Annotated in this window: 11 protein-coding genes; 8 read left to right on the top strand and 3 right to left on the bottom strand. The window is 50.7% G+C overall.

Translation table 11 applies throughout. The features are described from left to right. Positions 1-4: 4 nt before the first annotated feature. Both BMY01_RS00305 and BMY01_RS00310 read right to left on the bottom strand, forming a co-directional pair. Positions 5-1,102, bottom strand: a complete 1,098-nt coding sequence (locus BMY01_RS00305; RefSeq protein WP_254772534.1) for a glycosyltransferase family 4 protein — start codon at positions 1,100-1,102, stop codon at positions 5-7. Positions 1,103-1,192: 90 nt separating this feature from the next. Beyond that, positions 1,193-2,446: an O-antigen ligase family protein gene (locus tag BMY01_RS00310; protein WP_254772535.1), complete on the bottom strand. Its 1,254-nt coding sequence runs from the start codon at positions 2,444-2,446 to the stop codon at positions 1,193-1,195. A 218-nt stretch (positions 2,447-2,664) separates the two neighbouring features. On the opposite strand from BMY01_RS00310, the gene BMY01_RS00315 reads away from it, so the two are divergent. The 3 genes from BMY01_RS00315 to BMY01_RS00325 all read left to right on the top strand — a co-directional run bounded on the left by BMY01_RS00315 (position 2,665) and on the right by BMY01_RS00325 (position 6,584). Then, positions 2,665-3,093 (top strand): hypothetical protein, encoded by a 429-nt coding sequence (locus BMY01_RS00315; RefSeq protein ID WP_074743623.1) that lies wholly within the window; start codon positions 2,665-2,667, stop codon positions 3,091-3,093. A gap of 109 nt (positions 3,094-3,202) precedes the next feature. Next, on the top strand, positions 3,203-5,407 hold the full coding sequence (locus BMY01_RS00320) for a TonB-dependent receptor family protein (RefSeq protein WP_254772536.1): 2,205 nt from the start codon (positions 3,203-3,205) through the stop codon (positions 5,405-5,407). Positions 5,408-5,747: 340 nt separating this feature from the next. Further along, positions 5,748-6,584, top strand: a complete 837-nt coding sequence (locus BMY01_RS00325) for an OBAP family protein (protein ID WP_254772537.1) — start codon at positions 5,748-5,750, stop codon at positions 6,582-6,584. A 20-nt stretch (positions 6,585-6,604) separates the two neighbouring features. Here the strand turns inward: BMY01_RS00325 and BMY01_RS00330 are convergent, their stop codons facing one another. Continuing rightward, the gene (locus BMY01_RS00330; protein WP_074743624.1) at positions 6,605-7,804 is read right to left on the bottom strand and encodes an esterase-like activity of phytase family protein; all 1,200 of its coding nucleotides are present in this window, start codon (positions 7,802-7,804) and stop codon (positions 6,605-6,607) included. Positions 7,805-8,006: 202 nt separating this feature from the next. On the opposite strand from BMY01_RS00330, the gene BMY01_RS00335 reads away from it, so the two are divergent. The 5 genes from BMY01_RS00335 (at position 8,007) to BMY01_RS00355 (ending at position 13,394) form a co-directional block, all read left to right on the top strand. Continuing rightward, positions 8,007-8,858, top strand: coding sequence for a hypothetical protein (locus BMY01_RS00335; protein ID WP_139176615.1), 852 nt, complete (start codon positions 8,007-8,009; stop codon positions 8,856-8,858). A 30-nt stretch (positions 8,859-8,888) separates the two neighbouring features. Next, positions 8,889-9,311: a hypothetical protein gene (locus BMY01_RS00340; protein WP_074743626.1), complete on the top strand. Its 423-nt coding sequence runs from the start codon at positions 8,889-8,891 to the stop codon at positions 9,309-9,311. A 95-nt stretch (positions 9,312-9,406) separates the two neighbouring features. Continuing rightward, positions 9,407-10,435 (top strand): HlyD family secretion protein, encoded by a 1,029-nt coding sequence (locus BMY01_RS00345; protein WP_074743627.1) that lies wholly within the window; start codon positions 9,407-9,409, stop codon positions 10,433-10,435. Further along, complete coding sequence (locus BMY01_RS00350) at positions 10,435-12,234, top strand: ATP-binding cassette domain-containing protein (protein ID WP_074743628.1); 1,800 nt, start codon at positions 10,435-10,437, stop codon at positions 12,232-12,234. Before BMY01_RS00345 ends, BMY01_RS00350 begins: the two co-directional genes overlap by 1 nt. Next, positions 12,231-13,394 carry an ABC transporter permease gene (locus tag BMY01_RS00355; protein ID WP_074743629.1) on the top strand — a complete coding sequence of 388 codons (1,164 nt, stop codon included), beginning with the start codon at positions 12,231-12,233 and terminating at the stop codon, positions 13,392-13,394. Before BMY01_RS00350 ends, BMY01_RS00355 begins: the two co-directional genes overlap by 4 nt. The last annotated feature ends 1 nt before the right edge of the window (position 13,395 follow it).

Genomic DNA, 13,395 nt, shown 5'->3' on the forward strand with positions numbered 1-13,395 from the left:
GCAATTAGGTTTTATTCTCTACTACTTTGCTTAAAAGATCGAATACTTCATTAGCATATCTCTCTTGGGTGAACCTCCTCTGAGCCCAAGCGTGGGCAGTCGTACCTAGGCGATATCTTTCATTTGGATTCTCATATAAAAACTGTATTTTATTAGCCAGTTGAATGTGATTTCCCCATTCGTATAGAAGACCATTTTCACCATTTCTAATGAGCTCAATTGTTCCACCTCGCCCACTGCTAATTACAGCCTTGCCTGCAAGCATTGCTTCAATCGTAACCCGAGAAAAAGCTTCCCATCGCGAACATGTTAGAACAACATCGGCCATTCGGATAAACCGAATCGGGTCCTTTGAATACCCAATAAAATGTACGCGGTGCTCTAGGCCTTGGGTCTTCACTTGCCGCTCTAACTCCGCACGAAAACATACCTTGCTGTCACCAACTAAGACTAGATGAGCATCTATTCCGCGTCGAACCACTTCAGCTATTGCTGAGATCGCTCCATCCTGTCCCTTTGCAGGTTGTAAAGAACCTACGATCACACATTGAAATTTATTTTTCTTCAAGTCTAAATAAGACTTATTATCATTGCTACCGCTAACGGATATAGACTGATAAATTACATGCATTCTTTCTAATTTGATATAACGGGAATACTCGTTTGCAATAGAGTGTGAAACTACGACTATAAGGGCGGACAAGCGATTTATCAGGAACGCTGCACAACGATTACCCACATCAAACTTTAAATCCGGATTTCTGTACGCTGACTCATGCAAATGCCAGATGTGCGGCTTCCGAATTATCCAAGCCGCAAGGGCACCTGTATTTACGGCGATTGTATTTGTGTAAACTAAATCGCAGTTCCAATTTTGAATTAGCCATGCCATTCGAAGGGCTGCTATTAATCCTTGCAGAGTTCGCAGAATGCGAAGAGGAAGTGCTTTTCCCTTTGGCTTCCACCACCAGTGATAATTCAATTGGCGCCATTTTATGCCTAGCTCATCCAGATCTGAAAGGAGTGGACCTTTCTTTGGTACGAATACAAGGCACTCAACACCGAGCTTATGTAATCCTTGTAGTAATTCGAGAAGAGCCAATTCTGCCCCATTTCTCTGGGCAGTGTGAGATACAAAGCAAACTCGCATTAGATTTGATATCTCGATTTTCGAGCAGTTTCTTTTACTGATTTACATATCATGTGAGCTAGTAAAGACTCGAGTTGAGGTATTTCCTATTCCTTTATACGAGATGAAGATGGTCGTCACTACAATGAGGAGGAAAATAATTTGACGAAAAAATACAAGATTATCAACTAAACCACACGCAAAAATAAAACTGACTAATGCAGCGGCAAGTGCCACATGTCCTCGCCTAGCTAGGGTCTGAAACCAACCCCATAAGAGTAAAGCATAAGCAATCAGACCGAGCAGTCCTAACTGCATTCCAATCTCAATCCAGTCGTTGTGATAATGATAAGTGTCGTGAAATTCTGTCAAACTCCGGTAAATACCTCCTTTATACGTCTCAACAGTTTTCTCGAAATACCTTGCAGCCGCTCCCGTCCCGTGACCGACAAAGGGATGTTCGGCTATTCCATGGAGACCGACATCCCAAAGGGCTAGCCTGTACCCTATGCTGCTATTAAAGTTTTCTTGCTCTAAAAGCTCAATGTCTTGCCTTGCTTGACTCAATCTTTCCTCAAAACTGGAGCTATTGTAGGCAGAGAAGCTTGCAGCAAAGGAGAGAATCGCTATAAAGGTAAAAAGTCTTGAGAGTTTTTTTCTATAAAGGAAGAAAACTAGAAATACAGAGGAAATGAGAGTGGCTACGAGAATACCGCGCGCATTCTGATTAAACTGAATAAAAAGTAAAAAAAGGGCGAGAGCCCAAAAAAGTGCTTTTCCTGTTTTGTTTTTGCTTGTGCTTGTAAGGTAAAGCGCTAGTATGACTCCTATCCCAAGCATTGATGAAAAATGAAGGTAAGGCATCCCCAAAGCCGGGATACCTTGTACGCCCATTACCAGCCAGTGATATAAACCGATAAGCAGTGCTCCAAAATAACCCAGGAGCGCTCCATAGATTGCCCAAGGTAGACGTTCCTTATTCAAGAGACCTAGATAGGGGATAAAAACGAGAAAGGCAAAGTATCTTCGCCAGACCTTGAATCCAAGATCAGGGCGATCGCTCCAGAGTATGCCAAGGGCGAGGACGAAGCATAACAGAAGCATGCCGATTGCCAGAGGCTCTCTGACCGTTTTTCCAGAGCGGCCGAGTCCTCCATCTATCACCCAGGCGAGGGGCAGGAGATAATAGGCATAAAAGCTCAACCCCTTGTACCAGAGGGCTATGCCGAAAAAGAATAGCACCGACTTTGCCAGCCCATCGCGCCAGGCGTTTGCAGTGGGTTGCATAAGGTTGATGGGATGGGCAGATGTTGACATGACTTGTTCTTGCCGTTTACAAACCGGCTATATTAGCCTATAAGATGCTGGCGTATGTTCTTGAATCGCCAATCGACTGCAGCAATATCAGCAGGAATATAAGTCGCTTTTTTTACACATTTCTCTGACTTGCCGCAACCTTTGCGATTCGTGCGGGCGAAAGAAGGAGTATGGCTGAGCCGGTGCAATCACATTCTGTCAATCATGGGAGGCGCTATATGAGTCGAATCATTTATATTCCAGTATCTGTTGCACTGCTCATTACCGTGTTTGCCGCACAGGCGGGGACCTTCGAAAAAGGTGCCTGGTCCGCCAGCGGCTGCGGTGCGATGCCTGAAACGCCAGTGGTGGATTCAAGCAGTGTTGATGCCTTCAACCAGAGTGTGGGAAAGATCAATGAGTGGCAGAAACAGATACAGACTTATCATGACTGTATGATCAAGGAGGCCAATGCCGATAACGCCGCCATCAACAAGTCGGCCACTGCCGAGCAGTCCCGTATAAATGAGGCGGTAGAAAAAGTTAATAAAGAAGCAGCGGCTGGAAAGCAGAAGGTGGAGCAGGCTTCCTCGCGTTCATCGTCAGGTTCTTCTTTTCCCTCTCTGGCTCCCCCTCCTGGCGGCATGGGTGGTCAGCCGGGCTATTAAAATAAGAATGGTTCCCGTTTGATCTGGATTTGTTGATTAACAGGAGAGGCTCAGTTAGCCTCTCGCTGTTTCTTCAATTGCCCGATGTTCCGGCGGAAAGCAAAAACCGTTGAAAATCCTGAACCCTGCGCTTGTCGCTATCGGGATCGGCTTGCCGAACCTCGTGCCTGCATCGGATTCTCCTTCCGTACAACCCAAGACCCGGACTAATACCGCGGCTGAGGTGCCGCCGGTCGAATCATCAGGGAAGCCCTTACCGGTTCTCAATCCAGTCGTCATTACCGGCACCCGCACTGAACAATCGAGTTTCTCCTTGCCGATGTCTATCGATGTAGTGGAGACAAAGGTTATTCAGGAGGCTCAGCCCCGGGTTAATCTTTCTGAGGCGCTCTCTCGCGTTCCAGGTCTCGTCATTCAGAATCGCCAGAATTACGCACAGGATCTGCAAGTATCCAGCCGTGGTTTTGGCGCGCGCTCCACTTTCGGCATTCGTGGCATACGCATATTCGTCGATGACATTCCCGCCACCATGCCGGATGGTCAAGGTCAGGCGGCGAATATCAACCTCGGTTCAACCAAACGCATCGAGGTATTGCGCGGACCATTCTCTGCCATTTACGGCAATGCCTCAGGTGGGGTAATACAGGCATTTACGGAGGATGGCCCAAACGAAACGACGTTATCCGGAACTCTCCTGGGCGGCAGTTATGGCACCTCTCGCGGCGAGATCAAGCTAGGGGGGACATTGGGTGGAACGGATGTTACATCTGGGCCATTCAACTACGTGGTCGATATTTCCCGCTTTCAGACAAGCGGCTATCGCGACCACAGTGCGGCAACGCGTTACCAGGCCAGCGCAAAGGCTACGTACAGGTTTGATCACGATGCCACCCTCACTTTGGTAGCCAACGAATTGCATCAGGGCAACACGAAGGACCCTCTTGGACTTACGCGTGCCCAGGTTATCGAGAATCCCCGCCAGGCAGATATCAGCGCCCATACCTTCAACACCCGCAAGAGCATCGACAATACTCAGGGCGGCGCGGTTTATGAACACAGATTCTCTGCTTCGAACAAGATCAAGCTGATTGGTTATGCAGGAACCCGGCAGATAGAGCAGTTTCTTGCTGTGCCACGCGGCGCGCAAATTCCTGCAACCAGTTCAGGGGGCGTAGTCGATCTTGATCGGCAATTCGGGGGGGCAGGCCTGCGATGGACTTATCGGAGCACGGGAGAACGGCCGTTCACGCTGACCGCAGGTATCGAGTATGAAATTTTCAAGGAGCGGCGCAAGGGGTTCGAGAATTTCTCCGGCCCAATCCTTGGTGTGCGTGGAGATTTGCGTCGTAATGAAAATAATACGGTCAGTAGCTTTAGTCAATATGGGCAGGCGGAGTGGCATTTTACGCAGTCATGGGCGCTTTCGGCAGCCGTGCGCTACACCAATGTGAAATTCAAGTCCGAGGATTTTTTTGTCCGCCCCGGCAATGGCGATGATAGCGGCAGTCTGGTTTTTCGTAATGTGAATCCAGTGCTGGGCTTGCTATACAAGGCGACACCGACGCTCAACCTGTACGCCAGCGGCGGATGGGGTTTCGAAACACCTACCTTTACAGAACTTGCCTACCGGCCGGATGGTGCCTCCGGCCTCAATTTCTCTCTTCGGCCCAGCAAAAGCCGCAATATCGAAGTAGGGTTCAAGTGGCTGGCTACGGATAAAACCCGCATCAATCTCGCGCTTTTTGAGAGTGTGGTTACCGATGAGATCCTGCCGGCGACCAATATCGGGGGTAGAGCTACTTTTCAGAACGCGACCGATACCAGGAGGCGAGGCATAGAACTTGCCGCTGTCCACCGCTTCGGTGCGGATCTTTCTGCATATTTGTCTTATACCTTTCTTGATGCCAGGTTTCGCGATTCCTATACCTACCAGCCACGAGCCGGCACTCCTTTCGTAACTGTAGCGGACGGCAACCTGGTTCCCGGTATACCGCGCAATACCGCCTATGCCGAATTGGCGTGGCGGCGCGGCCTGCCAGGGTTTTCGGCAGTGATCGAGGCAATCTATCGTGATAGGGTTTACGCTAACGATATCAATACGGAAGCCACAAAACAGTATGCCATGGCAAATATCCGGCTCGCCTATTCACATCAGTTAGGTCGTTTGAAACTCAGCGAATTCATCCGGATAGACAATGTAAGCAACGCAAAATATGTGGGTGCGGTAATTGTGAATGAAGGCAATGGGCGTTTTTACGAACCATCGCCGGGGCGGAACGTAATAGTGGGTTTGAATGCAAGTTATGTGTTCTAGGATAGACGGAGGAAGAGGCGGTGCGGGAAGAGGTGGCCTGGAGCAATAATGTTTATGGAAGTGTAGGCTGCACGCAGTACATGCAGGTTTGAAACATGAAGGAATGCACTGAGAACAGCTAATTCATGAAAGTAGAGCATGAATTCGCGATCGAGCTATGGAACCAAGCTGAATTGCTCTATTCAATCAGCATTATGATGGGAAGCGAATAACCGCTATTTCTACGCTATTTCCTTGAGGGATCCTAGAAGAAGTTGAGTAGGGTTTTTAGCATATTGCTATGGTTCATTCCTGTGTGCCACCGTACGGACGAGTGTGAGGAAGCATGCAATATTCCTAAATGAATACATTCGAAAGGGACGGTATGAAGAGATTGAGCAGGCATTTTTTAATTATTTCGTGTTTTGCTTTACTGACAAGCACCGGGATGCTTGGTTCTGTAAAAGAGGTGTTCGCACAGGAATCCTCGGGACCTCATGCCAACCCCGGGGGTGAGGCAAAAACGCCCAAAACGAAAATTCTGGAAGCAGGCGCAAAGCTGTTGCAAAGCGATTCTCCCTTGAAACCATTTAGCATTTATCTGGTTGGTTTCCATCCAATGAAGGATTCTCCGGAAGATCAGATGGAGGCTCATCACTATTGTCACCAGGTAAACGAGGATTTTGCGCAGTGTACGTTATTCGATGGCAACACGGAGGATGCAAACCTGAACGGCATCGAATTCATCATCTCGGAAAAGCTTTTCAACACGCTACCCGAAGGGGAAAAAAAGTACTGGCATCCGCATAATGGCGAAATTCTTTCCGGGCAGCTTGTAGCCCCCAACATCCCCGGTATTGCGGAAAAAGAGTTGATGAAAGGGAAGATGAATAGCTATGGCAAGACCTGGCACGTCTGGAACACGGGCTACGAAGGTAAGCTTGGAGATGCGCTACCCCTCGGTCAGCCGATGCTGGGCTGGTCTTTTAATCATGAAGGAGAAGCAGCGCCTGGATTGATCGAAAAGCGAGACAAGAATATGAAAATAGACAGTGAGGAAAAGCGCAGACAGCGTGCAGATTTAAAACAGCTTGCCAAACCGCAGTCGGGCGTTGATGACCTTAAAGGCCAGTTTGCTCGACCGACGAAGGATATACCCGGTGTAATCGATAACAAAGCTCAAGAAAAAATCCAATAAGCAGTACTCTTTTCATATTTTTATTGTAACCGCTCCACTAGCTCCGATTCAGATGCAATTTCCAATGCGACAAATTGGGTGAATTGCATTCTGGAGAAATTATTGTCAGCCACCAGCACGATAGTGCGTTTGCCGTTGAATTCGGGGCCAAAGGTAATGCCTTCTATGTTGCCGATAGCCAGAGCCGAGCCATCCGCATTTTTCAGGTCTGACATATCAAGCAGAAGAACCTTTTTTACCGGAGAGATGCTCTTGTCCGCTATCGATTCCACTCCGGAAATGTTGGTGGCGTTCCTTGCATCTGCGTAATAAAGCCGGACGGTATATCCGGTATTAATACGGCCGGGCGTGATTGCTCCGGGGGATAAGGCCCGTTCGATGGTGATGAATTGGCGGTCCCCGATGGCGAGGAAGTCGCTCACTCCGATGATAGCGAAATCACCGAGCAAGGACGGTACGGACGTAACAGGCTCAACATCGTAAGCATATTCCGCGACTGATTTCCCGGTGGCAATGTCGAAGGCAAGAATACGTGCGCGTGAGCCTCTATAGGCATTGGCAGGGGGAGAATCCTGAACCAGGCCGTTTTCGGTAGCTGTATACAGGGTTGTACCGTCGGTGGAGATTGTCAGGCTCTCGAATCCCAAATTGTCGTAAACGCCCTTACTACCGGTAAATGTCCAAAGACGGGAGCCACTGGGAGAGTAGTAAACGGGAACAACGAAATCCCGAGAATGGCTGCCATCAGTATTCATTTCGCGCACCGCAGGGCTTCGGAAACCCGATATCTCCCGGCGGCCTTCCTCACTCCAATAAATCTTGTTGCGGCTGCCGTCAAAACGGAGGCCTTCCGGATCCACGGAGTTTTTCTCGAACGCCCCCCCACCGGGTTGCTGGATCGTGGTTACAGCGTGAAAGGTCACGCCCGCCATACCCGGCTTGGCCGAGCACTGGAATTTGGCGAGATCCAGAGACAATTCGTAAAATCGCGCCGGATTGGTTCTGCTGCGATCGTCGCTAATGGATAGGTAACGGTCAGTGCTTGCGTTGTAGTCCAGAGATGACAATCCGCCGACCGTTGTTCCTTTGAATCTTGTCTGTTTGGGTACGATTTGCTGGCCAATATAATTGAGAGCAAAACCTGCTGATTCGGCGGCGCGAAGTGGAGGGATAAAGCCTATTTCCAGGACGACAAAGGCAGCAAGAAGAATTATTTTCATGAGTATCAGCTACTGGAGCAAGATCGGGAAAAGCACATATTATGCGCAGCCTGTAAAAATGCGCTAACCATCGCGTAACTACTTTTTGTCGCCAAGTCTCGAAATATACAAAGCGCTCTGTTTTCCCCGCTAAGATAAAGGAATAACACATCGCTCCCGGCAGGGCTACAGAATTGTGATGACTTGCGCTCTTAATATTAACGTGATTGGTATATACAGAAGCTTCTGGACAGCATTCGGCATATTCCTGCTTGTTTCTTATGTTTCCGGATGCGCCCCTTTCAGGGAAGTGAAAGCTTTTGCCGCTCTTTCTTCAGAGGCGGCAAGTTATGATGAGCTCACGAGAGATTATGTGGCTGCGCTCGATCGCCGCAAACAATACCAACCGGAGAAATTCCACGGTGAGCTGGAAGCACAGAAAATCCGCCGGGAGGCGCAGCGAGCCAGTCTGGATCTGCTCCAGCAAACCGTGACAGACTATATGCAAGGTTTAGCCAACCTGGCCTCCGGTAACACTCATACCTATGATAAGTCACTAAAAGAATTGAGCGCAAATCTCAGTAGGGCGACACTGCTGACTTCCCAAGAGAAAGAGGCGGTGGGAGCGCTATCTACGCTGCTCGCACGCGCCGTAACTGCGGGTTATCGGCTCCATGAACTCAGGAAGCTGGTCCGTGACGCCAATCAACCGCTTCAGCATGTAATTCAGGCTATGCGAAAGATCGTGGAGAAGGGCATGATTGCCGATTTACAGGTAGAAGCGGTGCTGCTCGGCAGATATTATGACAATTTCATGTATGCGCCGGATAATCCCATGGAACCGGTGGCAATGGCACTTGCAAGAGAGGCGAGGACGGAATCACTGGGCCGTGTAAATAACCGGATCAGGAGTGCACAGAGTTATATTGCCGTGCTGGATAAAATCGCTGCTGCGCATCAGTATCTGTATGAGTACCGGGAAAAGATCGGCAGTAACGAGTTGGACGAGCAATTCAAACCCTATGTCGCAGACCTTCGCATGGCTTTCCGGGGTTTGCTCGATGTTTCGCATTAAAAGAGGTTAACGAAGAAAGAGAATAAACGCATGGACAAGCTTTCATCCGATGATGCTTTCGAATTGGGCAACCAGTTCCGGGATGCAGCAATTGCGCTTGGCGACTGGCGCATCCAGCATCGCGGCAGCTTGAGCAAGGCAGAATGGGATGAGCTCGATAGTCAGGAGATTTTACTTCTGAATACCGCTTCCAGTCTTTACACCAGTGCGATAGGGTTGGTATTGGCAGATGGCCAGCTTGCGATGGAACGGCTGCGGATGAGCGTTAAGGAGGCAAAAGCAGCAGTAAAGCATATCACCGCCCTGAAGCAGGCGCTCGATCTGGCATCCGCACTGGTTCTTCTGGCCGGCGCGGTTTATTCAGGCAACGCAGCGTCAATTCCTGCGGGAATCGTTGCACTGGAAGATGCAGTTGCGGCTATCGTTAGTGGTACTGATTCGCAAAACGCCTGACTGTTCAGTAGGAGTTTTTGCGCCAGCAACCGTGTGCGGTTTCCATGCGGTCATCCGCCTCAGATAAAGTAGCGTAACCGCATCTGACATCATCGGTGAATAAAAAACTCGTCCTTATAGGAATAGCAATAGGACTTGCCCTGATTTCGGTGGGAGCGGTAAGCTGGTTTTTTACCCATAAGAAAAGCAATGGTGAGTTCCTGACTCTCTTTGGCAATGTGGATATCCGCCAGGTTTCTCTCGCCTTCAACGGAAACGATCGGATCGCTGAAATGCGAGTGGAGGAAGGAGATCGGGTCAAGGCCGGACAAGTTCTGGCAATGCTGGATACTCGTATTCTCACGTTGCAAGTTGCGCAAGCCGAAGCTCAGGTTGCCGCCCAGGAGCAAGCTCTGTTACGGCTTGAGAACGGTACCCGTCCCGAGGAAATAGCACAGGCCAAAGCCGAAGTTGCTTCCGCTCAGGCTGATGCCGATCTCGCTAAACAGCTTCTCGGTCGCTTGCTGGAAATTGAAAGTGACTCGGGGGCGGCCGTCAGTCAACAGGATCTCGACAATGCCAGGTCTCGCCATCGAGTGGCCGTAGCGCAACTCGAAAATCGTAAAAAGGCACTGCAACTGGCATTGATCGGGCCGCGCAAGGAAGATATTGCGCAGGCGGAAGCACAGTTGAACATTTTTCGCGCTGAATTGGCCTTGCTACGGCACCAGCTTGACCTGGCCGAATTGAAATCCCCTATTGATGCTGTCATACGCTCGCGTCTTCTCGAACCGGGAGACATGGCTTCGCCACAACGTCCGGTTTATGCGCTTGCCATAACTGATCCAAAATGGGTCCGAGCCTACGTATCCGAGATTGATCTCGGGCGCATCCAGCTTGGCATGAGCGCAGAGGTTGTTACCGACAGTCATTCGGAGGAGTCCATTCATGGTCGTATCGGCTATATCTCGTCGGTTGCCGAGTTCACCCCAAAGCCTGTACAAACCGAGGAGTTGCGCACCAGCCTTGTCTATGAGATACGGGTGTATGTGGAAGACGCGGAGGACAGGCTGCGTCTGGGTATGCCTGCCACCGTGCATATCGCTCTCAGAAATAATGGAAATTCCAGCGAAGTGAAGCATTGATGGAACAAATGCGGCTTGCGCTGGCGGCAACCGGCATTTGCAAGCGCTTTCTGGTCAAAAAAACCGGTCAGATAACCCAAGCTGTCGCAGGCGTTTCCATGGAAGTGCCTGCGGGTTCGCTTACTGCGCTGGTGGGGCCGGATGGGGCTGGCAAGACTACTCTCTTGCGTATGTTCGCGGGTTTGATAAAGCCGGATGACGGACGCCTCCAGGTATTGGACGTGAATGTCGTAACGGACCCGCAAACAGTGCAGGATCGCATAAGTTATATGCCGCAGCGCTTCGGCCTGTATGAGGATTTGAGCGTTCAGGAGAATCTCGATCTTTATGCAGACCTGCATGGCGTACCGCAGGAGGTACGCGGACAACGCTATCGTCGACTGCTGGAAATGACCGATCTCATCCGCTTCACACGGCGCCCGGCGGGAAAACTGTCAGGAGGCATGAAACAGAAGCTGGGCTTGGCCTGTACTCTCGTGCGTTCTCCCGAGCTGCTGCTGCTTGATGAGCCAACAGTGGGAGTCGATCCGTTGTCGCGACGGGAGTTGTGGGAGATCATCGGGCAATTGATCGATGAGGAACAACTGACGGTGTTGATTACCACAGCCTACCTCGATGAAGCCGAGCGTTGCGCCAGGATTTATGTGCTGGAGGAGGGCAAACTAGTTGCTGAAGGCCCACCTGACGAGATACGGCAGCACGCACGCAGCCTTTGCTTTGTCGCCACCCCAACCCAAGGTCAGCCTTCACGAGTTCTACAGGCACAACTGCTGGATGATTCCAGAAACATCCTAGATGCCGTGCCTCAAAGCGGGGCAGTACGTTTTATCCGTCGCCCTCATGCACGGCAGCAGGATATCGATACGTTGTTGAGCGATATTGAAGCCATCTCGGTGGAGGCGCGTCTTGAAGACGGGTTTATGGTACTGCTGCGTGAACAGTACCAAATGACTCCGCCAGATACTCTCCCGTTCGAGAGGCCGGCATTGTCTGCACCTACCGGGGGAGAAAATCGCCAGTCGGATGAAAAGATCATTGAGGTACGTGAGCTGGTACGAAAATTCGGAGATTTTGTCGCTGTCGATCACGTGTCCTTCTCAGTGCAGCGCGGTGAAATCTTCGGGTTGCTAGGGCCGAATGGAGCAGGCAAGACCACGACCTTTCGCATGCTTTGCGGTCTGCTCCCCGCAACCAGCGGTTTTCTTCAGGTGGCAGGGGTCAACCTTCGGCATGCGCGTGCTCCCGCACGCCGAAGGATAGGCTATGTTGCCCAGAAATTCGCCCTTTATGGGGATTTGACCGTGCGGGAAAACCTGGAGTTTTTCGGGGGGGCCTATGGTCTTTCTGGCGAACAGCTACGCAAGCGTATTCAGACCGTCACCCAGCAATTTGATCTTGCAGGGAGAGAGCAATCTCCCAGCGGTATATTACCCGGTGGTTTCCGCCAGAGGCTTGCCATGGCGGTTGGCCTGCTGCACGAGCCTGAAATCCTGTTCCTGGACGAGCCCACCAGCGGGATCGATCCACTGAGGCGGCGAGAGTTCTGGCGTCGCATTACTGCACTATCGGAAATGGGCACCACGATCATCATTACAACCCATTTCATGGAGGAGGCGGAATATTGCGACCGTATTGTGATCCAGGACAATGGCAGGTTAGTGGCCATGGGAACGCCATACGAGGTTCGCGGGCAAGCCGGGGGGAAGAATGCTACGCTGACGATGGAAGAGGCATTCATTCGTATCGTTGCTCACGAGCGGGAACGAGATAAATCGACTGAAAGAGCTCTGAGCTTATGAGTGGAAAAAACACCCAATCAGGCCAACGGAATTATCTCGGCTTTCAACTACGGCTCATTTCCCTGATTCGAAAGGAAATACGTCAGTTGTTGCGAGACAAAAGCAATCTTGCAGTTGGAATTGGTCTCCCCATGATATTGATCCTCATTTTCGGTTATGGCCTGTCACTCGATGTGAGGAATGCGCCCGTTGCAATCGTACTGGAAGATGCATCCCCCACTGCAGTCGACGTTGTCTCCGGCCTGGAACTCTCTTCGTATATTTCACCTGTAAGAGTTCCATCCATGCAGGAGGCAGAACGTTTGATGCGGGCGCGCGAAGTAGAGGGAATCTTCCGGATACCAAGCGATTTTTCCCGGCGATTGGGAGAAGGCAAAGCACAAGTCCAGTTTCTGGCCTATGGAACAGATTCCACCCGCGCAACAATCATTCGAAACTACATCAACAGTATTGTTGGCCAGTGGACGTTGCGACAGGCGGAGCGAAAAGCAGCTTTGCAAGCCCCGACCGGAGGTAGAATCACATTGGTGGAACGCTTGTGGTTCAACTCTGCTAACTCCAGCACATGGTATCTGGTTCCGGGCTTGATCGTTCTGATCATGACACTCATCGGGGCCTTTCTCACCGCAATGGTGATGGCGCGCGAGTGGGAACGCGGTACCCTGGAAGCATTGTTCGTCTCGCCCGTGCGCCCCACGGAAATCCTGCTGGCGAAAATTATCCCCTATTTTCTGGTTGGTATGGCGGGTCTCGGGGTATGCCTAGGCGCGGCGCATTTTCTGTTCGAGGTGCCCATGCGTGGTTCACTGCTGATCCTGCTGGGCGGTTCGATGCTCTATCTATTGGTGGCGCTGGGTTTCGGCCTGGTCATCTCCTCCATAACCAAAAACCAGTTCACTGCCAGTCAAATCGCAATTATTACCAGCTTCATGCCGGCGCTCATGCTTTCCGGTTTTCTCTTCGACTTGCGCAACGTGCCTGTTGTCATTCAGCTGGTTGGAAAGATTCTACCGGCCACTTATTTCATGGAATTGATCCGGACGCTGTATCTCGCCGGCAACGTATGGCCTGTAATAATCCGGAATTATGCGATTCTCGCAAGCTATGCAGTGTTGCTGCTCGGTCTCGCGCGCTTCGTTACCCGCAAGAAGCTGGATTGAC

Origin of the sequence: Nitrosospira multiformis, assembly GCF_900110185.1 — a bacterium.
Taxonomy (GTDB): Bacteria; Pseudomonadota; Gammaproteobacteria; order Burkholderiales; family Nitrosomonadaceae; genus Nitrosospira; species Nitrosospira multiformis_A.